The following is a 26125-nucleotide window of genomic DNA, read 5'->3' on the forward strand; positions in this document are numbered from 1 at the left end:
AATAAAGATGATATGTTTACCAGGAATGGACACTAACTATTCTCAAGGTGGAACACGACCGGATACAGGGGGAGAGGGCATGACGATGAAGCGAATCGTAGATGTTGCAGCGCAATTGGGCATTCCGCAAGAAGATGTAGAGCAGTACGGGAAGTATAAGGCCAAGCTTGGACAGGATGTATGGAATCGCGTAGCCGATCAGCCGAACGGGAAGCTCATTCTCGTAACAGCAATGAATCCGACACCGGCTGGTGAAGGGAAGACATTGACGACGATTGGATTGACCCAAGGTCTGAATCGAGTTGGACATAAGGCAGTTGCGGCATTGCGGGAGCCTTCGCTTGGTCCTTGTATGGGAATGAAGGGTGGCGCCACGGGAAGCGGCAAGGCGCAGCTCGTGCCGGCTGAGGATATTAACTTGCATTTTACTGGTGACATTCACGCGGTGTCATCTGCACATAGTGTGCTTGCGGCATTGTTAGACAACCATATCCATCAAGGGAATGCTCTGCGAATACACCCTTCCCGAATCATATGGAAGCGGGCGGTCGATATGAATGATCGTGCCCTTAGAAGTATTGTCGTTGGTCTTGGAGATGGCAATGGAGTTGTTCGTGAGGATGGATTCATGATTACAACTGCTTCAGAAGTTATGGCGGTTCTATGCCTGGCGGAAGATATGGATGATCTTCGCAGTCGCCTAGGACGCATTGTAGTGGCATTCAACGAAGAGGATGAGCCAGTTACCGCTGCAGACTTGAATGCAGTTGAAGCGATGTGTGCATTGTTGAAGGATGCCATTCATCCGAATCTGGTGCAGACAGGCGAAGGGGATCCAGTGTTGGTGCATGGCGGCCCATTTGCGAATATTGCGCACGGCTGCAGCAGTGTTCGTGCTACTCGCCTTGCGTTGAAGCTGGCGGATTATGTAGTGACGGAAGCGGGTTTCGGCGCTGATCTTGGTGCGGAGAAATTCATGGATATTAAGTGCCGCCAGACAGGCTTGTTCCCGTCGGCAGCCGTGCTTGTTGTTACGGTGAAGGCAATGAAATATAACGGTGGCGTATCCAAGCAGGAGCTGGCCGCTGAAAATGTGGAAGCGGTTCGTGCTGGCTTCGTGAACGTACAGCGTCATATTGAAAATATAAAGCAGTTCGGCGTGCCTCTGGTTGTCGCTGTGAATCGATTTGCGACAGATTCGCCTGCCGAGCTGGATGCGGTTATCGAATTGTGTACACAATCGGGAGTGCGCGCGATCCTGTCTGAGGCATGGGAGAATGGTGGCGAAGGATGCCGCGCATTGGCGCAGTATGTTGCCGAATTGGCCGATTCCTCTGATGCTGAATCGCAATTCCAGCTGCTGTACCCGGATGAGTATTCCATTGAGGAGAAGATAGAAGCCGTCGTTACGCGTATATATCGCGGTGCGGGTGTGCATTATCAGCCTGCGGCGAAGCGTGCTCTGCGCAAGCTGGAGCAGCTTGGAGCAAGCCGCCTGCCTGTATGCATGGCGAAGACGCCTTATTCCTTCTCCGATCGAGCAGGCCTGCTTGGTGCACCAGAGGCGTTCACTGTTGAAGTGAAGGATGTTCGCTTATCTGCTGGAGCTGGATTTGTCGTGGTGCACACGGGGCAAGTGCTTACGATGCCGGGAATGCCGGCACGGCCTGCTGCTGAGCGCATCCATGTGGACCCAAATGGGTCTATTTCAGGTTTGAGCTAGGTTGGATGGGAACGAACCTTCGAATGTTCTCCTCTATCCATAGGAGAAGGGAGATAATTATTGTAGGAATCGTATTGAGCTCCCTTTCGTGAAGGGATATGATGGGGATAGGTTCAAGAAAGGGATGAACGTATATGGCGATAGCTGAGATTACTGTAATTCCAGTCGGCACAGGCTCTACAAGCTTGAGCAGTTACGTGGCGGGAATGCAGAAGGCGCTGGAGAGTGTTGAGGGCATAACCTATGAGCTAACTGCGATGGGAACCATTATTGAGGGGCCATTGGATCGATTGCTCGCAGCGGTGCAGGCACTTCATGAAAGTCCATTCGAGGCAGGAGCACAGCGTGTGTCAACTGTGTTAAAAATCGATGACCGCAGAGACAAGCCATCCTCGGTTGCTCAGAAACTGCAGTCCGTACGAGAGAAGCTGCAGGACTGATAGGCAAATCGTTCAAATAGAGATAAGAACAACACCCGGTAGGTAAGCGGATTTCGCTTCTATACCGGGTGTTTGTGTGTAGATGGGAATGGAGCTTTCTTGTTCTTGTTATTGCTCCTCGCTCTCTACCATGTGCAGTACATTAACGGTCTCTTTTGCATCAGTAGCAATGTCTGTAATGATACCGTCAGCTCCAAGGGTATAGAATCGCTCTACACTCTCTGTATCATTGACCGTCCAGACGTAAATGGGCTTGCCGCTCATTTTCGCTGAACGAATGAGTCTTGGTCGGGCAAATGATTCTTCGACAACGAAGAAATCTGCTTCGAAGCGATTAAGCGGAGCAAAAGTGGCGAATATGACATACCCGACCGTCAGATCCGGTGCTGCCTTCTTCACCTTCTGAACCAGTTCGTAATCTAGGCTTTGCACAATAATTTGTTGTTCTGCCTTTTGTTTGCGTATCGTGTTGACAAAGGTAGAGACCAAGTTCTTCTCATGACCATGTGTCTTGAGTTCCACGTTGAGCTTGATTTTCCCTTTCGTTCGCTCGAGTACCTCGTCGAGGGAAGGCACGAAGTCACGGAACTCCCCTGCGCGCAGCGGAATTTGCTGCAACTGAGCGAGTGTAAGATCGAACACATTTACATTTTTTCCGGATAACCGCTTCAAGTTCTCATCATGGATAACTGCCAGCTTGCCATCCTTCGTCTGAAGAATGTCAAGCTCGATATAGTCAGCCCCTGCTCGAAGGGCGCCTTCGAAAGCGCCCATTGTATTTTCCACACCGGCAGTCACATCGCCGCGATGAGCCATGATGATGAATTTATCATTAGCCTCTCCCCAATCGGTCAATAAGGTCGTTGCCCCCCAGCCGATGGCGATAAGAATAAGAAGTCCGAATGTCGCCAGTGCAGAGCGGTAACGCCGCACAAGTGAACGCTGCATGTCGCGACCTTCCCAGACAGTGGCATCGACTCCGTCTGTATCCAGGTTCACCTGGTCTTGGCCTTGGTATCGCACATAGAGCAGTGTAATGACGGTAATGAACAATGGTGTCATAACTAGCGTTGCAATATACAGGCCTAGGCTGAGTGTGATGCCGAGCGTAATAGCTATGGCAGCCCCCTCGCTATCTACATCAGGAAGCAGAAGCCCCACTAGGATGAGAATAAAGATCAGGAGAATGAATAGGAGTAAGAAGATAATGACCCATTCAATCACGGCTCTAACTAATGACCACTTGCTGCGCCAGAACAATCGGCCGCTCTCGCGGACAGCATTCCAGAATTGATTCTTGCCTTCCAATACCATAATCGGCAGGGCATAAATGCAAATCAAATTGAGAATGAGAACGACCAGCGCGACAATGACTAGGACGATGGTTCCGATACTTGTCTTCATTAACTCACCGGTAATAAAGTTCGGTATCGCAACACTTGGCAGCAGTGATCCTCCAATACCAGCATCAAGCAGTGGGAACAACAGCAGCAAATAAAGAGCCAGACCGAATATCCCGATGCGCCATAAGCCTGGCAAGCGAGAGATGGCTTTGAACAACACAGGCCTAATTCGTGCGCGCTTCTTTTGAATACCGTAATAGGCAATATAGACGAGAGCAGCAAATTCCGTGTAAATGAGCATCATGGCAATGGGGGCCATGAGCAGCAGGCTGATCAGGCCGTATCTGCTGAACACGAAGCGGAGCAGATCGTGATTCGCGGCCGCATTGAAGCCCCCGACATCTAGTATTTTGTTGAAAAGTATCGATAGAAGCGGGATGAATACGCCAATCGTCAGTAGTTTGTAAACCAATTCAAATAGAAGAAAAGGACGGTGAGCATATCTCCACACCCCTATAATATCCCTTGTCATTCGAAAAGGAATGAATCGAGAACGGCGCTTATTGGTACGCTTAGCATTCATGATTTATGTTTTCCTTTTATGTCAGTATCGTGATACACGTTACATTATAGACCATGATCCCGTTCTTACCAACAATACGGCTAGATGGGGAGTGCTGACAGTTAGAAAATATAGTTGATAGTGTATGTGTAATGAATATACACAATTCATGAAAATGGAGTTTTTATGTGTCCAATATACAGAATCAGCCCTCCCGTGCTTCCGGCTGGAAGTGGAGAGGGCTGAACTTATGTTGAAGGGTAAGGATATATTTGACCTTTAGCGCTTGGAATGGCTTATACCCAACCTCTTGCACGCATAGCTTCTGTAACGCGTTGAAGTGAAATCATGAAGGCTGCTGTACGAAGATCTGTAGCGTATTCTTTTGCCAGATCACGAACGGCATTATACGATTTCACCATGTTCACTTGGAGCTTCTCCAGAACTTCTTCTTCGCTCCAGTAGTAGTTCATCAGGTTTTGTACCCACTCGAAGTAAGATACGGTAACACCGCCGGCATTTGCCAAAATGTCAGGAATAACAATCGTTCCGTTCTTGTTCAGGATTGCGTCCGCTTCAGGAGTTGTTGGTCCGTTTGCTGCTTCCGCAACGATGCGTGCTTTTACGCGTGGAGCGTTCTCCTGTGTAATGACATTTTCCAATGCTGCCGGGATCAAGATATCTACATCCAGCTCAAGCAGCTGCTCGTTACTGATATGGTAGCTTGCGCCGTAATCGAGGATCGTTGCTTCGTCCTTCAACTGCTCTACACGATCCAGATCAAGACCGTTTGCATCATAGATACCGCCACGGGAATCGCTGACTGCCACTACTGTTGCACCGAGGTCTGTGAGCAGGCGAGCTGCAATACGTCCAGCATTACCGAAGCCTTGAACGGCTACCTTTGCGTTCTCCATCGGAAGTTTAATGTCTTCCAATGCAGATTGGATTGCATATACGCAACCTTGAGCAGTCGCCGCGTTCCGTCCAAGGGAACCACCGATGATGATTGGCTTGCCTGTAATAACGCCTGGCGAGTTGTGTCCACGCAAGCGGCTGTATGTGTCCATCATCCAACCCATAATTTGAGGTGTTGTATATACGTCTGGAGCTGGAATATCGCGCTCTGGTCCTACGATGTCGGCAATTGCCTCCATGAATGCGCGGCTGAGGCGCTCAAGCTCGCCTTTGCTGAGTGTGCGCGGGTCCACGATAACGCCGCCCTTGCCGCCGCCGTATGGCAAGCCAACAACACCGCACTTGAATGTCATCCACATGGAGAGTGCTTTAACTTCGTCAAGTGTTACATCCGGATGGAAGCGAATGCCGCCCTTTGTTGGTCCTACTGCATCGTTATGCTGCGAGCGATAGCCTTCGAAGATACGAATAGAGCCGTCGTCCATTCGAACTGGGAAGTTTACGGAAAGAACACGCTTTGGTCTCTTCAGTAATTCGGTGACATGCTCGGGCAATTGCAATTTAGCTGCAGCTGCATCAATTTGCTTCTTAACGATTTCGTATGGGTTAAGTACTTCTGTTTGTTCGCGTTGTATGGTTTCCATGGGATTACACCTAACCTCTCTGCAATATAGGAACACTTTTCACACATTATACTGACAATGTGCGCTTTTTGAAATACGATTTGTCGCAAAAACGCCCACATCCGTAAAAGAAGATTTTACACAGGGTGATAAATTTTATTACATTAATATAATCTTTTATGGCCATAAAACCTTTTTATAGAAAAATTTTAACAATTTGAAGTGGATGGTATGTATTTCAAGAGAGGACATTTTTCGCGCTCTATACGGGCGTATTTCAAATAAATATGATAATAACTAGGGGATTGTGCTTGGGGTGTCATTGGGGAATGTCTGTGTGAAGAGGACAAGCTATAAGGTGCTTTAAAGTTACGTTGGTTAATTAAACCATATTATGGTGGGTTCGATCCGCCAAAATGGGATTGGATAATGGAAGTGGTACAAATTTGTGATTGTTCGTCTTTTGGATAAATTACGTGGTTTCGGATAAAAAAGGAGGTGCCTGCTCGTCTGATTATTTCCGATCCGACGAAGAGGCACCCAATAAATGTATAAAAACGAGGATAGAGACCAAGGTTTACGCTTTACGATACATGTTCAGTAGTGGGAAACGAGCCAATGTACTTGGCATCGGGACGGTAGATGACATTGTCTTTCGCCTGTTCGATCATATGGGAGGTCCAGCCGACGGTACGGCTTGCCGAGAAGGTTGGTGTGAACAACTCACTAGGCAATCCAATTGCACGCATAATGGCAGCTGCATAAAATTCGACGTTCGCATACAGCTTGCGCCCAGGCTTATATTCAGCGAGTAGTCGTACAGCAGTATCCTCGACGAGCTGAGCCAAATCGAGCCAATGGTCACTTTCCTCCATCTGCGCAATGCGCATTTTCAATGCTTCTGCTCTTGGATCGCGTGTTCGATATATACGGTGTCCGAAGCCCATTAACAGACTACGATTCTCCAACTGTTCACGCAGCCAGTCTTCCGCTCGATCAGCCGTACCGATCGCCTCCAGCATTTCCGTTACACCTGAAGGAGCACCGCCATGAAGCTGCCCCTTCATCGCCCCAAGCGCCCCCGTCAAAGCGGAAACCATATCCGACTCTGTGGATGTGATAACGCGAGCGGTGAAGGTGGAAGCGTTCAGTCCATGCTCCATGGTAAGGATCATGTACGTTTCCAACGCGCTGGCATGGATATCGGTCGGAACCTCACCTGTCAGCAAATATAGATAATGGGCTGCATGGCCTAGAGATTCGTTACTCGGTATCGATTCCCATATAGGCAGCCCTTGCTGCTTGCGATACAAGTTCGCGATGATAGCAGGCATCATCGCCGTTAACGCCATCGCTTGTTCAATGTGTGGAGCCCCTTCGTATACAGTTGTTCCTAGTACAGAGACTGCGGTGCGCAGCTGGCTCATCAAGTTCATGTCTGAAGGAAGCTGGTTCAAGCAATGGATGACAGGCTCAGGCAGCTGTCTGCAGCGCACCCAGGCCGCTTTGAAGGATTGCAATTCTGCTGAGCTCGGCAACGAGCCGTACCAGAGTAGGTAAGCGACTTCCTCGAAGGAATGCCGAATGGCAAGTTCTTTAGCATCATATCCGCGATAAAGCAATATACCGGCATTGCCGTCAATGAAGCTCAATTCGGTTTCTGCTGCAACAACACCTTTTAACCCCTTGTCAACCATCATTTCCCTCCTCCTTTAATATGTATTATTATATACATGGTGTTTGATTAAAAATATTGAAACGTTTTTATTGATTTAATAGGGAATCATAATCAATAAGGAGCCGATGACGATGGATTTGAAATGGATACAAACATTTGTGCACGCTGCTGCGCATGAGAATTTCCGTCGCACTTCGGAGGAATTGTTCATTTCGCAGCCGACGGTAACGATCCAGATCAAGCAGTTGGAGCAATACTTGGGCTCGCCTTTATTTAAACGAGTAGGACGCAGAGTAGAATTGACCGAGGAAGGACGGCGATTCCTTCCGCACGCGAAACATCTGTTGTCCGTCCACGAGGAAGGCCTGCAGGAGCTGCATCGCTTCAAGCAGGGCTATACCCGCAGATTGAATCTGGCGGTATCGCCGCTTGTAGCGGCATATCTCATCCCACATGTCTTGAATCGCTATGTGCATGCTAATCCTGATGTAGAGGTTCAAGTTCAGGTGTTGGAATCGAAGCAAATTGCCGATGCGGTGCTGCAGGATCAGGTGGATCTAGGGTTATCTCGAATGTGGGCAAGTGATGCGCGGCTCACCTGTGATATATTGGGGGAGGACGAGGTGGTGCTTGTTGCGCCGCATGATGGGCATGATGCAGAGACTGCTTCTCCGCTCCAGCTCGGAGATTTGCTGGCGAATCATATGCTGCTCACTTATAATCATCCTGAATATTGGGAGCCGCTTGTGCAGGAGCTGCAGACGAGGTATCGATACATTCGCACAATGCTTGTTACCCAAGTTCATGTAACGAAGCGGTTCATTGAAGAAGGGCTTGGCATTTCGTTCTTGCCTGAGATTACGATTCGCCGTGAACGTACGGAAGGAAGATTGCTTCAGGTGGATTGCTCGGAATTGATGCTGCCTACCGCAAGAACGTATGCGGTTATGAAGCACAATGTTACTGAAGGGCAGCGTTTTCTGGAATTTTTCCGTGGATTCATGTAAACAGGAGAGCAGGCTGCTAGTGATTGCCGTTGAACCGGGACGGTATTTAACGGTATGCTAGTGCCAACAATGTTAAGAGTGGAAGCAGGAGGGTAATGGGTGTGACAAATATATTAATTGTCGACGATGATAAAGAAATCGCTGGCTTAATCGATATTTACTTAAAAAATGAAGGATATTGCACGCATAAGGCATACGATGGTGTGGAAGCATTGGACATCCTTCAGCATGAACCTATCGAACTGGTCATTCTCGATGTGATGATGCCGAGACTGGATGGGCTTGCGGTATGCCGCAAAATTCGGGAGAACCAAGCGACGCCAGTTATGATGCTGAGCGCAAAGTCGGAAGATATGGATAAGATCATGGGCCTTATGACAGGTGCGGATGATTATATGACGAAGCCGTTCAATCCATTGGAGCTGGTAGCACGTGTGAAATCGCTGCTCCGTCGTGCTTACTTATTGAACTCGCAGCTTCAGTCTCAAGCGCAGCCTGTGGATGTCATTCGCATTCAAACGATGGATATTAATAAGTCGACCCATTCGGTGAAGGTGGATGGACAAGCAGTACATTTAACGAGTGTGGAATTCGATATTCTCTACTTAATGGCGAGCAACCCAGGAAGAGTATTCAGTGCGGAAGAGCTGTACGAACGAGTATGGAAAGAGAACTTCAATGGATCGCACAATACGGTGGCGGTTCATATCAGCAAGCTGCGGGACAAGCTGGAATCAAGCGGTGGCAAACTCATTCAGACCGTATGGGGAGTAGGGTATAAGATTGAAGACACCATGGTATAGTAGCCTTCGATGGAAGATGCTGTTCACCTTCGTGCTGAGCATTATATTGGCATTGATAACAGCCTACCTCATGCTCGGTCTAGCTATGGTTATGTACAGTTACTTGCAAATTGATCTGCTTAATGTCTTGTTTCGGGCATTGGAGCGAATGTTCGGAATCGTTCCGCCGCTCATTGTCGTTGGGTTGGCGCTGTTCGTCGGTATCTATTTCTTACTGAATCGCAAATTAATCAAAAATATGGAGCAAATTACAGCAACGGTTCAGCGTATGGCGGATGGCAATCTGGATGCCCGCTGCACCGTCTCCACGGATGATGAAATTGGCAAGCTTGCGGATAACATTAATCGTATGGCCGAACAGATTAAGCTGTCGCTGGAAGAGGAGCGCCTTGCCGAACGTACCAAAAATGAACTGGTTACAAGCGTATCACATGATCTTCGCACACCGCTTACCTCCATCATGGGCTATTTAGGGTTGGTTGAGCAGGATCGATATAGGGATGAAGTAGAGCTGCGGCATTATACGAATATTGCTTATGAGAAGGCTCAGCGCCTGAACGTCATGATTAACGACTTGTTCGAATATACCCGCATGAATGGCGGGATGACGCTGCATACGAAGCCGCTCAATATTGTGGAAATGGCAGGTCAGCTATGTGTACACTATCGTTATCCGATGGAGCAGGAGGGACTGACCATCTCGATGCACAGCGATGAGGATCAGTACTGGATCGAGGCGGATCCAGATAAGCTGGTGCGTGTATTCGACAACCTGCTTACCAATGCGATGCGCTATGCGCCGCGTGGATCTGCAGTAGGAATATTCCTCCGCAAGCGGGGGACTCGAATTATGATCTCTGTGCACAATAGCGGTGATCCTATACCAGCTCATGATCTGCCGCATATTTTTGATCGATTTTACCGTGTGGAGAAATCAAGATCGGAGCATTCGGGTGGTTCTGGGCTAGGTCTTGCGATATCCAAGACGATTGTAGAGCTGCATGGGGGAACAATTGAAGCGATAAGCAATCAGGAAGGCACTTACTTTGTCGTTGAGATTCCAAGCTCCGTGCCTCCATTGTATGAATAAGAACCGAAGGCAGGTGAGCCTTCGGTTCTTGTTCTACTTATGCTTCGTTATGGCAGTTGTCGTTATTGCTGGAGTACTTCGACATATGGGAGTCGCTCGATCCGTGACGTGGTGATACATCCCTGTTCATATTGCCCATACGAGATTCACTCATTCGGGATTCACTCATACGAGAATCATTCATATGGGAATCACTCATATGGGATTGTTCCATATGGTGTTGTTGCATGTCGTGAGCTGATGCTGTGCCGGATTCTGTCTTTCCAGCACCTGGGAGTCCCTCGTATACGGTATTGCCAAGCAAGAGGCTTCCTCCCAAGATGAGAACAGCGGCTAAGATGTTGCGTTTCATAAGGTATACCTCCTCGATATGTTACATATTTCACAATCATATGTCTATTATACCTGTTCGAGCCGATTAATCCCCCCTACTAAGGTCTAGAATTAATAGATTTGTACATAGGGTATAAATTCCACATAACCTTTATACCGTCTTCTTCATATTTTCTTCATCTTTCATTCACTTTTCTTCATTTCTGCTTAGCACATTATTAAGTCCATTCGGTTATCCTGATACCTATCAGGGGAAGACATGCGAATGCATGATAACAGGATAAGGGTGGATAATCGTGAGATTGAATAGGAAAAGATGGCTGTTCGCAGGCTGCATCGCCGCTGCCGGTATTTGGTTCATACTGCAGCCTTACTCAGGACAAATCAAACAAAAGATATATAAAGTAGTGTCTAATAGCGTGAACACTGTAACTGGGCAGAATGTATTTGCTTCAGGAAGCCTGGATGCCCAGGCAGCGATCGTCATCAATCAAGATTCAGGTGAAGTTCTATACGGGATGAATGCTGATGATCGGCTCGCACCGGCCAGCACGACCAAAGTGATGACCGCGCTCCTCGCCATCGAGATGGCAGACATGAAGGAACAGGTGACCGTAGGGCAGGAGGTGCTGCTTGCCGATCCGGGGGAGAGCTCGGCAGGGCTGCGCTTCGGGCAGCAATTGTTGTGGAATGACTTGCTGGAAGCGATGATGCTGCCGTCCGGGAACGATGCGGCGAGAACGGTTGCCGTTCAATTGGGACGTCAGGTACGCGCCGATGCATCCTTGGATGCGGAAGAAGCGATCCGCGTGTTCGTTCAATGCATGAATGATCGGGCAGAGCAGCTCGGCCTTCGCAACACGCACTTTATGAATCCGCATGGATTGCACGATGCGAACCATTATAGTTCAGCACATGACTTGGCTGTTATTGCGAAGGAAGCGATGAAGAGCAAAGTGTTCCGCGCTATTGTAGGCCAAACCACTGCTGATGTGAAGCTCATGTCCGCAGATATGGAGAAGATCATGAAGTCGTATACGAATCGGAACCGGCTGCTGCAGCAGGAGAGCGAATATTATTATGAAGGATCGACAGGCATTAAGACAGGATTCACCGATGAAGCCGGATACTGTCTAGTCTCCGCTGCCGAGCGCAATGATCACCGAATGATTACAGTTGTTCTGCATTCCGGTTCGAATAGCGTCTGGACAGATGCGAGAGAACTGCTCGATTATGGCTTTGAACAATATGCAGGATGAATAAAGGAATCTCGTAAACAGGAGTGGAATCGAAAATGACAATGGTAGAAGTGAGGAACTTAAGTAAGACTTATGAAGGAAAGGTAGCCTATCAGGCATTGTCCAATATTAATCTAGGTATTGAGCAGGGGGAATTCGTAGGCATCATGGGGCCTTCTGGAAGCGGGAAGACCACCTTAATGAATATGATTGCAACCATCGATGCGCCTTCGTCTGGCCAAGTGTTGATTCATGGCAATAACCCCTTCCAATTATCTCAGGAGAAGCTGGCTCTATTCCGCCGGCGCGAGCTCGGATTCGTTTTCCAATCCTTTAATCTATTAAATACGTTGACCGTTAAGGAAAATATCGTACTTCCCTTAACACTGGACGGGGTAGAAGTGGAGAAATTGCACCGCAAGGCGAATGCACTGGCTGAGAGGCTTGGCATTACTGCATTGCTGAACAAGCGAATTTACGAGATTTCTGGAGGGCAAGCACAGCGCGCAGCTATCGCACGCGCCATTATTCACCAGCCGAAGCTGCTGCTGGCGGATGAGCCGACTGGAAACCTGGATTCGAAGTCATCGCGAGCTGTGATGGATACGATGTATCAGCTGAACAAGGAGGAGGGGACGACGATGCTGCTTGTTACGCATGATGCGATGGCGGCAAGCTATTGTGATCGCGTTGTCTTCATTAAGGATGGTCAGCTGCATCATGAAATTACTCGCAGAGGCAGTCAGTCCATGTTTATGCGCAGCATAATGGACGTGCTGTCCGTGATGGGAGGCAATCCGAATGACGTTCTCACAACTAGCTATTCATAATATCACTCGCAACAAGCGCATGTACGCTGCTCATTTCTGGAGCAGTACCTTCTCGGTACTGATGTTCTTCACCTATTCTTTGCTCTTGTTCCATCCCGATTTGAACGGCAAGATTCGATCTTCCAGTGAGACACTAAGCGAACTTGGGATGATGGGACTGCGTGTGTCGCAGGTTCTGCTGATCGTGTTTTCTTTCTTCTTCATCTTATATTCGGTAGGCTCATTTCTTAAGACACGGAACAAGGAATTTGGCATTCTCATCATACATGGGATGTCTCCTAAGCAATTTCGCAAGCTGGTGTTCATGGAAAATATGCTGATTGGCTGCGCCTCCATTGTGGCAGGCGTATTGCTGGGTGTCATTTTCTCGAAATTGATCCTCTCCGGGATATCTGAACTTCTGGCGATTGATAAAGGCTTAACGTTTTATGTACCATTGAAGGCGATAGGGACAACGTTTATCGCATTCTTGATCCTCTTCCTGCTGATATCGATCGTGACTACTCGGATGGTAAGGGTGCATCAACTCATTAATCTGCTCAAGGGATCGGACAAGCCGAAGCCTGAACCTAAGGCGTCGATAGGACTCTCGGTGCTAGCCGTCTTGCTCGTCGGAGCGGGCTATGCGACGGTGTTTTCCTTTGCAACTGGCATCACGTATTCGTTCCTTGTACTCCTGTCAGGGGTGGTGCTGACTGTAGTCGGGACGTATTTTCTGTTCACGCAATTCGCGGTATTTGCACTGCGAATGTTGAAGCGAAGCGAGCGGCTGTATTTCAAGAAGACGAATCTCTTGACGCTCTCTGAACTGGGATATCGGTTGAAGGATAATTCACGCTTGTTCTTTATCGTTGCTGTAATCTCGGCGGTTGCATTTACTGCGATTGGTACGTGTACGGCAATCGGCAATCAAGGGTTAGCGGAGATGACGAACCCGTTTGCATTTACGTATTATTCGTATCAAGGAAATAAGCAGGAACAGGCCCATGTGAGTCTGATTAAACAAAAACTGGATGAATCGCAATTGCCTTATCGAGTTGGCGCAGCAACCTTGAAATTTGCAGGTAATGATGTCACGGTCATGAAGTTGTCCGATTATAACAAGCTGGCGATAGCCCTTGGATATGAGCAAGAAGCGATTACTGCTGATAATGAAGCGTTCCTTGTGCCGACTTCAGTCATGGGGGAGCGGGTATATAGTAAAGAAGGCTTCGAAGAAGTTGTCCAACTGATAGAAGACACTACTCGATTTGCCTTTCAAGTTATGAAAGCTGTACCCCATCAAGTGCTCCCGCAGGATTATGGGATCATCCGGCTTGTTGTGGTAACGGATGATGCTTATGAGCAGATACCTGATCGGGATGAGTCAGGCCAGGGATCCTATACGGTATATGGATTTGCGGTAGAGCATTGGAGTAAGCTTGGGGATACAACAGAACAGCTAATGAAGCAACTGAACACAGATCAAGAAGGAGAACAGAGCGAATCCATGAAGTTTCAGTTTAGAGCGCTGTACCCACAGTGGGTAGCGGCCAAGCAGGCAAATGGATTGCTGCTGCTCGTGAGCGTACTCATTGGTGTGGTGTTCTTCACCTTCGCCGCAAGCTTCTTATACTTCCGATTATATACGGATCGCAGTCGGGATCAGCAGCAGACCGAGATGCTGTCCAAGATGGGGTTGACTCGCAAGGAACTGAATCGCGTCGTGACACGACAGCTGCTGGTTATGTTTTTTTTGCCGCTTCTCATCGCAATCTTGCATAGCGGGGTTGCATTTGCAGCGCTGCAGCAGTTGGTTCACTTCTCTGTGGGGGAAAGTACAATTAAAGTGCTCGTTAGCTTCACAGTAGTTCAAATTATTTACTTCTTCGTCATTCGATGGCGCTACGTGCAGCAATTGCACAATGCGATGGTGTAAGACTGTACATTCTAAATAATCGTAGACTTCCTTATTGCACATTTATTGCACAAAACCCCCTCGCGCTGGCCGCTTATTGCGATCAGATGCAAGGGGGTTTTGATCATAGGTATAGGGGTTGCAAAGAAAGGAAGAGCCCTGTAAGTCGGTGCTGCTCCCCAGCAGTCTTTGCTTACAGTATATCTTACTTCACGCGAGAATTATTCTTCACGAATTCAATAATCTCATCAACATAACCGAATGCAAGAGCAGTAACCGTGTCAGCTGCGCCATAGTAAATCGCGATGCGTCCTGTTGCTGCGTCCACAAGCGATGCGCAAGGGAATGCTACGTTAGGAACGTCGCCTACGCACTCGTACAATGTGGAAGGCTGCAGCAAGTATGGTTCGCTGCGGTATTTTACTTTCCAAGGCTCATCCAGGTCGAGGATCGCTGCGCCGAATGCGTATACGAATCCGTTACAGGAGTTCAGGACGCCATGATAGATCATGAGCCAGCCTTCGCTTGTTTCGATTGGAATTGGACCTGCGCCAACTTTCTTGCTCTGCCAGCCGCCCATTGGAGCCATTACGTGACGGTGACGACCCCAGAATTCCATATCAGGGCTCTCACTGTAGAAGATGTCGCCGAATGGTGTATGGCCTGTATCGGACGGACGGCTCACCATTGCATAGTTGCCGTTAATTTTGCGCGGGAACATAACTCCGTTGCGGTTGTAAGGCAAGAATGCATTTTCGAGCTGATGGAATGTCTTGAAATCATATGTGTATGCCACGCCGATTGTTGGGCCGTGGTAGATGTTGCACCAAGTTACATAGTAGCGGTCTTCGATCCAGCATACGCGTGGGTCGTAGCCTTCGATGAAATTGCCGATTTCCGGATCGTCACATTCAAATGTGAGAGGCTCATGGTTGATGTCCCAGTTAATGCCGTCTTTACTGAAGCCAGCATGCAAGCGCATGTAGCGATTGCGATCGTCGCAGCGGAATACGCCAGCGAATCCGCCTTCGAACGGAACAACAGCACTATTGAAGATACTGTTCGAGTTAGGCAGCAAATCGCGTGGAATTACTGGGTTCTGGCTGTAGCGCCACAATACGTCGCGATGTCCTTCAGGACGTTCTTCCCAAGGCATGTTCGGAATATCTGGACCGATGATCTTAATTTGGCTCATGATGCAAACCTCGCTTTGCGTAGTAAGTATGAAACCTGTGCTGTTCAAGTGCAGGTGACAGATGTTGAGACCAAAAGAATAGGTGAGAGCCTTGTTCTTTATTGATGTCGTGTGCAATGTCAACTGAACTTGTAACACAGCATGTGTCAATTGTCTCTCGAAACGCAATGACAGCGTTTCCGAATAACTAAAGAGTAAAACACTAAGGTTACAATGTCAAGTAAATATTGTGCATTTACTGTGCAAATAATGTGCAAAAATGTGTTATATACCGAATGTAGATGTGCAAATGTAAACTATATCAGACTGTGTACTGAATCGCGCCATTCTACCTCCACGCCGATGCGAATAAGCTCCTTCGGACGATGCGGGTGGTCAATGCGCCATACGATCTGTTCTCCGGCGCGCATGCCGAGCTCTTCCTTCGGTACATGCACGGTCGTGATGGCGGGATGAACAAGCACCGATTCGGCGATGTTGTCGAATCCGGTAATGGAGATATCCTCAGGTACGCGCATGCCGCTTGCCTTCACAATTTGCATGAAGTCGACAGCAATATTGTCATTCACACATACGAAGGCCGTTGGCTTATCCTCCATCCGGGAATAGGCTGCGGACAGTTCCTCTTCATTAAAATAATGACGCTTCATGGAGTTGATGATGCACCAAGATTCATTGACACTGAGCCTTGCTTCAGACAGCGCACGATTGAAGCCTTCCCACCGTTCGCGGTAGCTGAGGCAGGAGCCGATATCGCCTACAAAGCCGATCTTCTTATGTCCACGTGCAATTAGTTGTTGCGTTAGGGCATATACGCTATGGGCATTGTCTACGAGCATAATATCGCTGCCCAGCATGCCGAAGTTGAAGTCCGCATACGTATCGATGAACATCGAGGCAATGCCTGAACGTTCGATTAGTTCATAGTACTCCCTCAAGAAGGGGCCGATCATAATAACGCCAGCAGGCCGCTGCTGCACGAATAGAGAAGGCAGCTTCTGTTCGCGCTCTTCTTCCATATCAATAATCGTCATCGCCAGGGAGTAGCCAGCTTCCTTCAAGGTTGTATTCAGTCCTTTGATGAAGCTAGACCAATAGTGGTTGCCCATATAATCCGAATGAGTAAGCAGGGACACGATACGATTGGTCGAGCTGATTCCTTCCGCCGCTTCGAATTGATGGAATTTGGTATAACCGAGCTCGACGGCCTTCTTCATGATGCGGCGTTTCGTGTCATCGCGCATGTCAGGATCGTTGTTCAACGCCTTCGATACGGTATTGCGGGACAAGTTCAGCGCGTCGGCAATATGTTGTTGAGTTACTTTGGATTGTGACATCTATAAATCGCTCCGATTACGAATGGATTGTGTCTAAATTAACGTTGTTACAAGTATATAGGAGGTTTACATTTATGACAAATGTAAAGTTGCAGCTGTGAGGATGGTTGGATAGCGGCATAGACTGCAACTAAACCGACAGAATATGAGTATATATTCATATATAATTGGGTCGTTGGAACGAATTTTGAAATAGGGAGTTGGCATTACAAGCGATCGTTTTTACAATGAGACAGAGAAGTGCGATTTCAGAAAATAACTCTCTGTTTTCATGGCTTTTTTGAAAAAAGATTTTTGTAATCATTCCTTTACCTGTGACCGATAACAAATTATATAAATATTTACATAAAGGAGTTACAGGGAAATGCATATTTCGGTGAAAAGCGAACAACAGGTGCAGCTGTATCGATCCATTTGGACAACAGTCTGGAAGGAGATGGGCTTTGAACTGGAATCCGCTGCACATCCGTTGGAACAGGTCATCGTATTTAACGAGGAAGGGGTTGCTGTAGGAACATTCGAACTGAAGCTGTACAGGGAGAGTGCGCGTATGTTGAACGAGGTCGCGCCATTCGCGGAGCAGCCGGAGGTGATGAGCGCCCCGGAGCAAGTGGCTGAAGTGGACAAGGTAGCTTTGCTGAAGGAACATCGCGGTCATAATATCGATCGGCTGCTATCTTCAATCGTTCATTACTCGCGCAAGCATGGGATCTTGCAATGCGCTTGTCTGCTGGAACCGGTATTCGCGCGTGCGCTGCGCGTATCATTCCATGTACCGATGCGCAAGGTGGGGAAGAAGATGTTCTATAAGGGAGACGATGTCATTCCTACTCTTATTCATGTCGGTGCAATCTGGCAGAATCCAGCCAAGTTCGACTGGTTAATCCCAGAACAGGAACAAGTGGAAGTTCACTCAATTCCTATCACCTGTTAGCCGATATAATAAGGTGTTGAAGTTAACGGAAATGCAGAAATGTTAAGGAATGGTTAACGAACTGACTAGACAAGCTGTTAACGACGATCACTCGATACATAGAAAGTTGGTAGATGACGTGAATGAACTAACGATTCTTGACAGGCGCAACCGCCTGTTTGTCAAGATCATATGGACAATGCTTGCGATTGGAATCATCGGGGATTTGGCTGCAGGTATTGTCGGAACCATGCTGTATGTGCTGATTGGTTTTGGCGCGGTAGCTTGTGGATTAGCAACGTTCTTAACCTATAAGCGCATTGGCGTAAAGTATGTGATGTACTTAATTCCGGTGTTTCTGTGTTCGCTTGTCCTGCTGCTGATGAAGTCGGATCCGAATCCGATCTTCAGCACGTATTTGTTATTCTATGTCGTAATCAGCTTGATGACTTTATATCAGAATTATCGTCCTATCATCTTTACCGGCGTTGTCAGTATGCTAATGACGGTGTACATATTCTATGATCCATTCCTGAATGAGAAGCTGTTCACGCGCGAGCCGCTCCTCTATTTGCTTATGTATCTGCTCTTCGTGACGATTGCACTCAGTGCTTCGGCGGTGTTCAGTCAGAACTTGCAGCGGCAAGTAGCAGAACGGGGATCGGAAGCGCTGAAATCGAAGGAGCAGGCGATAGAATTGCTTGGACAAATTCAATCTTCGGTTACGATGCTTAATGAATTCAGTCATGAGCAGAAGCTGCGTGCAGAATCGACAGGAACGATCTCGCGTGAAGTTACAGAGACATTCGCGCAAATATCGACAGGCTTCGAACAGCAGACGATTAGCCTGCAGCATATCGGAAGCTCTGTGGAATCCGTGGAGCGCTCCGTAAGTCACGTTGCGAACGGGACGAATCAATTGGAGCAGGTTGCATCAATTACACTGCAATTGGCCGAGCAGGGCAGTGGTCAGATTGACACCCTTGTCGGTGAGATTGACCGTGTGAAACGTACAGTGGAACAGACTGTGCAAGTGATGGACGCACTGAATGCGCAGACGGAGCAGGTCGGCGATATTGTCAGTACCATTAGTGATATTTCCGCACAGACGAACTTGCTGTCCTTGAATGCGGCGATTGAAGCTGCGCGAGCAGGCGAGCATGGCAAGGGCTTCGCAGTGGTGTCGGGAGAGGTTCGCAAGCTGGCTGACCATGCGAAGAAAGCGACTGAGGATATTGCAACTATATTGGAAACGATACGAACTCAGATCAGTGCCGCAGCTGAGCAGGTACAGCGTGGACAATCTGCCGTCGTATCCAGTGTAGAGGCTACGGGGCAAGTGGAGCGGATTATGCGTACGATTACGGATAACACCGACCAGGTGAACCGTCAGTCGGAAGCGATGCATGAAGCCGTTCGCGACCTTCAGACACAGTACTCCAATATGGCACACGGTGTTGTGACGATTACGAACAGCACGGAGGAGCATATGGCTTCTGTAGAAGAAGTATTGGCGAATATGGAGCAGCAGCATATGGATATTCAGGTGCTTGTTGATGGATACAGCCGATTAGACAAGCATGTCAGTGATTTGAAGCGTCTGTCCGAAGAAGAATAAATAGATGAAAAAAAGGGCCTATCAGAGAGTACAATCTGATAGGCCCTTTCTGTATGATTAAGGGAAAGCAGGTAGGTATAATCTTCCGCCCAGATTGATGGAGGTCAGGTATGGAGAGGGGAATGCAAGTATGTGGATGAAGCATCGGGGAGAGGCGAGCAGGATTAGAGTCATGCTGTTCAAAATGTATACGCTTACAACGAGTGGGTTAGCTGTTGTGCTGCGACCGATTCTTGTGTACAAGAAAGGCGGGATGATGGCAGGAGCTGTATGCTTATTGCTGCTGATTGGATGCAGTGGGCAGGTAGGGCAGTCGAAGGTGGCGGAACAGCGTTCCTTGCTGCCTAAGGTTACGGTTGTATTGAATAGTCTTGGCATAGGGTTCCCAGAACCGTTGACGGAGAACGACAATCCGTATGTAACCGACATCGAGGTGAAGACGGGTCTTCAAGTAGAAGTGATCATCCCCCCATCACATCGGTATGAGGATCGCGTCGGTGTCATGATGATGTCGAACCATATACCAGACCTGATCAGCATTACGGATGCGAATTGGGTCTCCTTTTACGCACGGAAGCAGATGCTAACACCGCTCGACCACTTGCTTGCCCGATACGCGCCAAAGCTGAAGGAACGGATTCCTCCTGAAGTGTGGGAGCAGGTGTCCTTTAACGGCCAAATATATGCGATTCCGAGCCTGCATGAGGGAAGGGGGCAGGAGATGATGTATATTCGCAAGGATTGGCTGGAACAGCTCGGACTTGAACCACCAGCTACTCTTGCGGAGATGGTAAATGTGATGCGTGCCTTTACTTCGCTCCGTTCGGACGACAATGGGTTGCACGATATTTATGGTACCAGCTTCATTGAAGAGTTGGGCCGCACCTCACCGTGGTTCGGTGCATATGGTGTGCAGCTCAATCAATGGATGGAACGGGATGGCCAGCTCGTATATTCCAATGTGCAGCCAGAGATGAAGGAGGCCCTTGCCTTCATGCGCATGATGGTTCAGGAGGGGCTCGTAGATCCATTGTTCCCGATTCAAACACAGCGTGGACTGGAGAGGCAGGTTGTGGATGGGAAGCTGGGTCTGTTCACGGGAACATGGTACGATACCCGTGGTGTGCTGGAGAGGAGCAAGGCGCGGGATCCGCGTGCAGAATGGATCCCCCTACCTTTCCCGAAGGGGCCTGGAGGAAGTGGAACCTTTGCGCTGCCTCAAGTACGAAGCTATCAAGTAATCCCTGCTACCAGCTCTCACGCGGTGGAGGTGCTGAAGCTGCTTAACTATATCGGCGAGGAGGGGAGGGATACCCTCAAGCTTGGATTCGAGGGAGACGTGTGGGCTTGGAAGGAGGGGAAGAGGGTGACCAATATGGAGCGCCATAATCAGGATCATTATCGCGGACTTTATGCTAATTTGGCAGATATGCCTGATGAGGATTACACCCGATACCGGCTGGATTCGTTAGGAATTCAATACCAGTTGTACGATAATCTTCGATTTACATCTATGCATGCACGTCCGAGCGCTTTCCGTTCTCTGCCGACACCAGCGATGACAAGATATGCACCGTTATTGTTGAAGAAGAATGATATGCTCATCGACATTATTCTTGGCAATCGACCACTTGAGGAGTTCGACAGATACGTGTCGGAATGGATGAATGAAGGCGGGCGTGATATGACGAAGGAGGCCAATGACTGGTATCACTTCAGTCGCAACCAGATTGGAAGTGAGCCGCCATTCATTCAGTCTGAACGCAGTTCGAAGCACGGAGGATGAGTGCTAATATGCTGAAAATGATACGTGACCAAATTCGCCAACGGATTCAGTGGCGATTAACCATCTATTTTGTACTTATTCTGATCCCTCTGCTGTTGACCGGCTGGTTCTCCAACAAGCGCTCTCAGGAGCTGCTTCTGTCAGAGACGACCGCTCGTACCGAAAGTGCAATGCATGCCCTCATGGACAATATTGAGCTCGTGCTTCAGAACGTGGAAGAGCTGTCCGCAGTGCTATCAACCGATACGGAGATGAACGATGCGCTTGCACATGCGAAGCGGAAGCTGGAGCCGAAGAATGTCATGGCATTCGCCGATCTGAAGCATAAGCTGGCCAACTTTCTATCGATTCATCCAATGTTCTCGCAAATTGCTGTATATCACGATCATTCCAACTCCGTGATTTCTACGCTCCATGGCGTGCTTCCGGTTGATCGTGCGGATGAACGCATTTGGCTTCGACAGCTGCTTAATGGACTGGGGACAGGCATTGTATTCATTCAGCCGGACGAACGAATAGGGGCGGGGAAGCCGTTCGGCCAAGCGTTTGGAGCGGATAGTCTGGCAGTCGTTCGAGCGATGGATATTTACAACCCGAATCGAGAACGTCATGCGCTTATTATTAGCCTGAACATGGGGCGCTTGCAGCAATATATCCGTTCTGTTACACCATCGCCACAGGCAGAGCTGCATCTATATACGGCAGATGGGAAATGGGTCACAGGCACGGCTAAGCAGCCTGAATCGTATCAGAATTACTTGACACGTGCAGAAGCGAATGATCAGGTGTTAATTCAAGCAGCCTCGCCTTATTACGGCTGGACACTGACACTGGCTCAGCCGAAGAGGGAGCTGTTCGCCCAGTCCTACCAGCTGGAGTATTACGCGGTGTTTATGATTGCGCTGAGCATTGTCATTGCCCTCGTTATGGCTTATAGCATCTACACGAGCATTGCTGCTCCTATGCGGAAGTTAGCTCGGGGCATGAGGGCGATGACGAGCGGCAACTTAGATGTGAGGCTGACTTCGACGCGGCAGGACGAATTCGGTATCGTGACCCACCTATTTAACCACATGGCATCGCAGCAGCAGCACCTCATTCACGATCACTATGAACAGAGCTTGCGGCTTGCCAATACAGAGCTGAAGCTGCTCCAATCCCAGATCCATCCCCACTTCTTATACAACACCTTAGATTCGATCTATTGGATGGCCCAGCATGCTGAAGCTGAGGATATTTCCGAGATGGTACTTCACTTATCTCGATTCTTCAGGCTAAGTCTGAGTAAGGGCAAGGATGTAATTACCGTGAAGGACTGTCTAGAGCATTTGCATGCTTATATACGAATCCAGCAAATCCGGTTCTTAGACCTATTCCATATGGAGTACGATATTGAATCGCGCGCAGAAGAACTTCCGCTCGTGAAGCTGCTGGTGCAGCCCATTGTCGAGAATGCCATCATACATGGCTTGGAGAAGTCCTCGCAGCAAGCAGAGATGTTGCTGCGCATTGTAGTCCGAGTAGAGGAGGACACAGAAGGGAGAAGACTTACAATTAGGGTCATCGATTCGGGAACGGGTATGACGGAGGACATGCGCGCCCAATTGCAAGCGGAACTGTCTGCTGTATTGCGGCAGCCGACAGAGCATGGTGTGGTGGCGAGCGACCACACAGGTGCTGGTTATGGACTTCGAAATGTCGCGGCACGAATCCGGTTGAATTACGGTCAGAACGCGAACATTCATATTGATAGTGTATGGGGTGGGGGGACAACGGTAACGCTCGTGCTTCCCTTGTCCGAGCCATACGTGGGGATACAAATTGAAGATCGGTCGAGGACGGCAGGTTAATGCTTAATAAATTGATGCTTAATGCTTAATGCTGCTAGGCAGCCTTCAGCTGCCCCTTCGCCAGTTGATGAAGTAAAGAATGCCTTCATTTCGAATCGTCACCGAGGAGGAGATAAGATGAACCTATTGATTGTGGAGGATGAGCTGCGGCTCCGTCAAAGCTTAACTGAGCTTATGCCTTGGGAGAGGGCAGGGATCACGGAAGTAACGGCAGCCGCTACCCTAGAAGAAGGGAAGCGGTGGCTGCAGTTGAAGCGTCCGGATATTCTGCTTGTAGACATACAGCTGCCGGACGGAGATGGCTTATCCCTCGTGAGGCAAGCGTCGGAGTGGAATGTTGAGGTGAAGGCGGTGGTGCTCAGCGGTCATGATCACTTCCCTTATGCTCAAGAGGCGCTATCCATGGGAGTGAAGCAGTATCTATTGAAGCCAGCGGGACAGGATGCCATCCTACAAGCAGTTGCCGCTGCAGTCTCGGAGCGCCGCCAAGACATTCAGCGGCGGCATGATGCCGATATGCTGCGTCAGCAATGGCACAACTACTTGCCGATACTGCGTCAGCGCATCTTGCGCCAAGGGCTGGATGGCAGCTTGTCGACGGCCTCGCTGCTAAGGAGAATGACAGAACTCGGTATCGACTTGCAGGAAGACGAGCGCTACGCAGTGATGGTAATCGATCCTGATCCTTACCCGCAGGAGCGGGTGCAGGCATTTGGAGGCGATCAGGGTCTAATGCACTTCGCGGTCGGCCAAGTCGTGGAGGAAACGATGACAGGGATGGAATATGGCTCTATGCTATTATGCCGCGAAGCAGACGGTCCGCTCGCCATCCTATTTCGCTATCCGCCAGCTACGTTCTCTAGGGGCATGGCTGAGGAGAATGGAAGGGTAGAGGCATCTCAAGCAGCAGAAAGTCATTGTGAGAGATCGGATGGAGAACTGATGATTGGCATTCATGCACTGGCAGGCAAGATGCTGGAGTATATTAAGACTTCATTGAAGCTTACGGCGAGTGCGGGCATCTGCTCGGCGTGCGGGCGGCTGGCTGACGTGCCGCGGTTGTATAAGGAAGCGGACTTCGCGCTCCGTCAGCGGCTCGTTCATGGTGGCGATATTGTCATTCCGTACCGCAATCACGGACTGAGAGCGGCTGAAGATGCTTCGGCCGTAACGATACATACGGAGCAGTGGGAACGGGAACTGGACATTGCCTGGAACACTGCCGAAGAGCAGCAGGCAGCGGAACTGGCCGAAGCTTGGATTCGCGCAGTATGTGCGATTCCAGAGGCAGAGGCATTTAAGGAGCAGATGATGTTCCTGCAATCGTGGATTATTATGTGGCTGCGCAGGCAGGGGTGGTCGATGGTGGAGGTAATGGGAGAGGATGCAAGATGGTTCCGTCACACCGCCGAACTGCGAACGAAGCAGGAGTGGAGTGAGTGGATGCGAAGTGTCATGCGGCGCATTGGCGCGGAAGCAGGCATGGTGCGTCGTCGCGGCGGCAATCGCTTGGTATCGGAAGTGAAGGAGCTAATCGAGAATGAACTTCATACAGAGCTAACCCTGCAGGAGGTGGCGGATCGGCTGTTTATTAATGCCTCGTACTTGAGCAGGCTGTTCAAGCAGGAGATGGATCAGCCCTTCTCGTCTTATCTCCTTATGCGCCGCATGGAGCGAGCCAAGGAGGCACTCTTTCAAGGGGAGCGGGTATATGAGGCAGCACAGGCGGCGGGATTCCGCGATGTCAGCTACTTCACGAAGGTATTCCGCAAATATTGGGGGGTTACGCCGAGTGACTGGAAGCGGGGTTAACGGGCTGCATAGGCTCAGTTGAACCTGACCTCACGATGGAAATCATTTTACCAGAAGAAGTCATGGCTCTCCCGTGTTCGATTGCAGCCAGATGCCGTAGGCTAGTAGAAGATGCAGCAAACAATGAATGCCAAGTGCTCATGCCACGGAAAGGATGGGAGCTATGGATAAGCTGGAATTGGACAATGCTCCACGTTTGTCTTCACGATCATACGGGCGAAAGTTGTGGAGCGACATTCGGAAGGACTGGGACTTATACATTGCACTTTTGCCAGGGATCGCCTTTCTTCTCCTGTTCAAGTATACGCCGATGTATGGGGTCGTGATTGCGTTTCAAGATTTCAACATTTTCAGCGGAATAGAGGACAGTCCTTGGGTAGGGTTCTCGCACTTCGAACGACTATTTCAATCGCCGAAGTTCGTTCAAGTATTTTGGAATACGATTATCATTTCGGTTCTGAAAATTGTACTTCTCTTCCCACTGCCAATTCTGCTGGCAATTCTGTTGAATGAGCTTACGAAAATGTGGTTCAAGCGTCCGGTACAAACGATCATTTACATGCCTCATTTCCTGTCATGGGTTATCGTTAGCGGACTCTTTATGGATCTGCTCTCCATCAATGGGGGGCTTGTGAATCGAATCATTGAGTGGTTCGGCGGAGAGCCGATCAAATTCTTCCTCGATAACAGTGTCTTTCGCTGGCTGCTCGTCGGCACGGCGGGCTGGAAGGAAGCAGGCTGGGGGACAATCGTATACTTGGCAGCCTTAAGTTCTATCGATCCACAGCTGTATGAAGCAGCCAAGATCGATGGGGCAAATAAGTTCAGACAAATTCTGCATATTACACTACCAGGGCTTGTTCCCGTCATTCTCCTTATGTTCATCCTGCGGCTCGGGAATATGCTGGAGGCTGGGACGGAGCAAATTCTCGTCATGTACAATCCCGTCGTCTACAATGTGTCGGATGTTATCGGCACGTATGTATATCGTACGGGTCTAGGCGAGCAGAATTACAGCTTCTCAGCTGCTGTGGGGCTGTTCGAATCCATCGTAGGCTTCGTGCTCATTATTGGTGGAAACGCTCTCAGCCGGCGCTATTTGAATCGGGGGATCTGGTAATGAGAGAAG

Annotated in this window: 20 protein-coding genes; 14 read left to right on the forward strand and 6 right to left on the reverse strand. The window is 49.0% G+C overall.

All coding sequences use genetic code 11. The annotated features are described in order from the left end of the window. Nucleotides 1–85 precede the first annotated feature (85 nt). The gene (locus ABN764_RS12455) at nt 86–1723 is read left to right on the forward strand and encodes a formate--tetrahydrofolate ligase (protein WP_446672250.1); all 1638 of its coding nucleotides are present in this window, start codon (nt 86–88) and stop codon (nt 1721–1723) included. Between the two features lie 134 nt (nt 1724–1857). After that, nucleotides 1858–2163 carry an MTH1187 family thiamine-binding protein gene (locus tag ABN764_RS12460; protein ID WP_021255730.1) on the forward strand — a complete coding sequence of 102 codons (306 nt, stop codon included), beginning with the start codon at nt 1858–1860 and terminating at the stop codon, nt 2161–2163. 108 nt (nt 2164–2271) lie between these two features. Here ABN764_RS12460 and ABN764_RS12465 read toward each other — a convergent pair whose 3' ends face one another. From ABN764_RS12465 to ABN764_RS12475, 3 genes are all read right to left on the reverse strand, one after another. After that, a complete protein-coding gene (locus ABN764_RS12465; protein WP_446672055.1) occupies nt 2272–4089 on the reverse strand; it encodes a glycerophosphodiester phosphodiesterase in 1818 nt (605 codons plus the stop codon). Between the two features lie 275 nt (nt 4090–4364). Next, the gene (locus tag ABN764_RS12470; RefSeq protein ID WP_044356511.1) at nt 4365–5630 is read right to left on the reverse strand and encodes a Glu/Leu/Phe/Val family dehydrogenase; all 1266 of its coding nucleotides are present in this window, start codon (nt 5628–5630) and stop codon (nt 4365–4367) included. 563 nt (nt 5631–6193) lie between these two features. Then, on the reverse strand, nt 6194–7306 hold the full coding sequence (locus ABN764_RS12475; protein WP_446672251.1) for a citrate/2-methylcitrate synthase: 1113 nt from the start codon (nt 7304–7306) through the stop codon (nt 6194–6196). A gap of 112 nt (nt 7307–7418) precedes the next feature. On the opposite strand from ABN764_RS12475, the gene ABN764_RS12480 reads away from it, so the two are divergent. The 3 genes from ABN764_RS12480 (at nt 7419) to ABN764_RS12490 (ending at nt 10187) form a co-directional block, all read left to right on the forward strand. Further along, nucleotides 7419–8294, forward strand: coding sequence for a LysR family transcriptional regulator (locus ABN764_RS12480; protein WP_021255734.1), 876 nt, complete (start codon nt 7419–7421; stop codon nt 8292–8294). A 95-nt stretch (nt 8295–8389) separates the two neighbouring features. Continuing rightward, the gene (locus ABN764_RS12485) at nt 8390–9097 is read left to right on the forward strand and encodes a response regulator transcription factor (protein WP_036667607.1); all 708 of its coding nucleotides are present in this window, start codon (nt 8390–8392) and stop codon (nt 9095–9097) included. After that, nucleotides 9078–10187, forward strand: coding sequence for a sensor histidine kinase (locus ABN764_RS12490; protein WP_446672056.1), 1110 nt, complete (start codon nt 9078–9080; stop codon nt 10185–10187). The genes ABN764_RS12485 and ABN764_RS12490 overlap by 20 nt, the downstream gene beginning before the upstream one ends. A gap of 37 nt (nt 10188–10224) precedes the next feature. Here the strand turns inward: ABN764_RS12490 and ABN764_RS12495 are convergent, their stop codons facing one another. Beyond that, a complete protein-coding gene (locus ABN764_RS12495; RefSeq protein ID WP_446672057.1) occupies nt 10225–10539 on the reverse strand; it encodes a hypothetical protein in 315 nt (104 codons plus the stop codon). Between the two features lie 277 nt (nt 10540–10816). On the opposite strand from ABN764_RS12495, the gene ABN764_RS12500 reads away from it, so the two are divergent. From ABN764_RS12500 to ABN764_RS12510, 3 genes are read left to right on the forward strand one after another with little or no spacing between them, the layout of a single operon-like run. Next, nucleotides 10817–11779, forward strand: a complete 963-nt coding sequence (locus ABN764_RS12500; RefSeq protein WP_446672058.1) for a D-alanyl-D-alanine carboxypeptidase family protein — start codon at nt 10817–10819, stop codon at nt 11777–11779. A gap of 35 nt (nt 11780–11814) precedes the next feature. Continuing rightward, the gene (locus ABN764_RS12505) at nt 11815–12588 is read left to right on the forward strand and encodes an ABC transporter ATP-binding protein (protein WP_044354417.1); all 774 of its coding nucleotides are present in this window, start codon (nt 11815–11817) and stop codon (nt 12586–12588) included. Continuing rightward, entirely contained in the window at nt 12560–14506 is a 1947-nt protein-coding gene (locus ABN764_RS12510) for an ABC transporter permease (RefSeq protein WP_446672059.1), read from the forward strand. Before ABN764_RS12505 ends, ABN764_RS12510 begins: the two co-directional genes overlap by 29 nt. 184 nt (nt 14507–14690) lie before the next feature. Here ABN764_RS12510 and ABN764_RS12515 read toward each other — a convergent pair whose 3' ends face one another. Both ABN764_RS12515 and ABN764_RS12520 read right to left on the reverse strand, forming a co-directional pair. Further along, complete coding sequence (locus ABN764_RS12515) at nt 14691–15680, reverse strand: glycoside hydrolase family 130 protein (protein WP_021256311.1); 990 nt, start codon at nt 15678–15680, stop codon at nt 14691–14693. Nucleotides 15681–15976: 296 nt separating this feature from the next. After that, nucleotides 15977–17017 (reverse strand): LacI family DNA-binding transcriptional regulator, encoded by a 1041-nt coding sequence (locus ABN764_RS12520; RefSeq protein ID WP_021262624.1) that lies wholly within the window; start codon nt 17015–17017, stop codon nt 15977–15979. A gap of 364 nt (nt 17018–17381) precedes the next feature. Between ABN764_RS12520 and ABN764_RS12525 the strand changes: the two genes are divergently transcribed. From ABN764_RS12525 to ABN764_RS12550, 6 genes are all read left to right on the forward strand, one after another. Continuing rightward, the gene (locus tag ABN764_RS12525; protein ID WP_315746257.1) at nt 17382–17951 is read left to right on the forward strand and encodes a hypothetical protein; all 570 of its coding nucleotides are present in this window, start codon (nt 17382–17384) and stop codon (nt 17949–17951) included. Between the two features lie 49 nt (nt 17952–18000). Beyond that, a complete protein-coding gene (locus tag ABN764_RS12530; RefSeq protein ID WP_446672060.1) occupies nt 18001–19548 on the forward strand; it encodes a methyl-accepting chemotaxis protein in 1548 nt (515 codons plus the stop codon). Nucleotides 19549–19678: 130 nt separating this feature from the next. Next, nucleotides 19679–21334: an extracellular solute-binding protein gene (locus ABN764_RS12535; protein ID WP_446672061.1), complete on the forward strand. Its 1656-nt coding sequence runs from the start codon at nt 19679–19681 to the stop codon at nt 21332–21334. 8 nt (nt 21335–21342) lie between these two features. Next, nucleotides 21343–23184, forward strand: coding sequence for a cache domain-containing sensor histidine kinase (locus tag ABN764_RS12540; protein ID WP_446672062.1), 1842 nt, complete (start codon nt 21343–21345; stop codon nt 23182–23184). A 117-nt stretch (nt 23185–23301) separates the two neighbouring features. Beyond that, nucleotides 23302–24996 carry a response regulator transcription factor gene (locus ABN764_RS12545; protein ID WP_446672063.1) on the forward strand — a complete coding sequence of 565 codons (1695 nt, stop codon included), beginning with the start codon at nt 23302–23304 and terminating at the stop codon, nt 24994–24996. A gap of 163 nt (nt 24997–25159) precedes the next feature. Beyond that, complete coding sequence (locus ABN764_RS12550; protein ID WP_021256304.1) at nt 25160–26116, forward strand: ABC transporter permease; 957 nt, start codon at nt 25160–25162, stop codon at nt 26114–26116. The last annotated feature ends 9 nt before the right edge of the window (nt 26117–26125 follow it).

This window comes from Paenibacillus wuxiensis, assembly GCF_040195695.1.
In the GTDB taxonomy this organism is placed as follows: domain Bacteria; phylum Bacillota; class Bacilli; order Paenibacillales; family Paenibacillaceae; genus Paenibacillus_B; species Paenibacillus_B suaedae.

What these genes read in the sequence shown, in the direction of transcription:
- ABN764_RS12515 (WP_021256311.1), bottom strand. Translation starts at nt 15,680, where the DNA reads ATGAGCCAAATTAAGATCATCGGTCCAGATATTCCGAACATGCCTTGG.
- ABN764_RS12510 (WP_446672059.1), top strand. Translation starts at nt 12,560, where the DNA reads ATGACGTTCTCACAACTAGCTATTCATAATATCACTCGCAACAAGCGC.
- ABN764_RS12540 (WP_446672062.1), top strand. Translation starts at nt 21,343, where the DNA reads ATGCTGAAAATGATACGTGACCAAATTCGCCAACGGATTCAGTGGCGA.
- ABN764_RS12485 (WP_036667607.1), top strand. Translation starts at nt 8,390, where the DNA reads ATGGGTGTGACAAATATATTAATTGTCGACGATGATAAAGAAATCGCT.
- ABN764_RS12520 (WP_021262624.1), bottom strand. Translation starts at nt 17,017, where the DNA reads ATGTCACAATCCAAAGTAACTCAACAACATATTGCCGACGCGCTGAAC.
- ABN764_RS12495 (WP_446672057.1), bottom strand. Translation starts at nt 10,539, where the DNA reads ATGAAACGCAACATCTTAGCCGCTGTTCTCATCTTGGGAGGAAGCCTC.
- ABN764_RS12475 (WP_446672251.1), bottom strand. Translation starts at nt 7,306, where the DNA reads ATGGTTGACAAGGGGTTAAAAGGTGTTGTTGCAGCAGAAACCGAATTG.
- ABN764_RS12535 (WP_446672061.1), top strand. Translation starts at nt 19,679, where the DNA reads ATGTGGATGAAGCATCGGGGAGAGGCGAGCAGGATTAGAGTCATGCTG.
- ABN764_RS12525 (WP_315746257.1), top strand. Translation starts at nt 17,382, where the DNA reads ATGCATATTTCGGTGAAAAGCGAACAACAGGTGCAGCTGTATCGATCC.
- ABN764_RS12465 (WP_446672055.1), bottom strand. Translation starts at nt 4,089, where the DNA reads ATGAATGCTAAGCGTACCAATAAGCGCCGTTCTCGATTCATTCCTTTT.
- ABN764_RS12480 (WP_021255734.1), top strand. Translation starts at nt 7,419, where the DNA reads ATGGATTTGAAATGGATACAAACATTTGTGCACGCTGCTGCGCATGAG.
- ABN764_RS12505 (WP_044354417.1), top strand. Translation starts at nt 11,815, where the DNA reads ATGACAATGGTAGAAGTGAGGAACTTAAGTAAGACTTATGAAGGAAAG.
- ABN764_RS12530 (WP_446672060.1), top strand. Translation starts at nt 18,001, where the DNA reads ATGGTTAACGAACTGACTAGACAAGCTGTTAACGACGATCACTCGATA.
- ABN764_RS12470 (WP_044356511.1), bottom strand. Translation starts at nt 5,630, where the DNA reads ATGGAAACCATACAACGCGAACAAACAGAAGTACTTAACCCATACGAA.
- ABN764_RS12545 (WP_446672063.1), top strand. Translation starts at nt 23,302, where the DNA reads ATGAACCTATTGATTGTGGAGGATGAGCTGCGGCTCCGTCAAAGCTTA.
- ABN764_RS12455 (WP_446672250.1), top strand. Translation starts at nt 86, where the DNA reads ATGAAGCGAATCGTAGATGTTGCAGCGCAATTGGGCATTCCGCAAGAA.
- ABN764_RS12460 (WP_021255730.1), top strand. Translation starts at nt 1,858, where the DNA reads ATGGCGATAGCTGAGATTACTGTAATTCCAGTCGGCACAGGCTCTACA.
- ABN764_RS12550 (WP_021256304.1), top strand. Translation starts at nt 25,160, where the DNA reads ATGGATAAGCTGGAATTGGACAATGCTCCACGTTTGTCTTCACGATCA.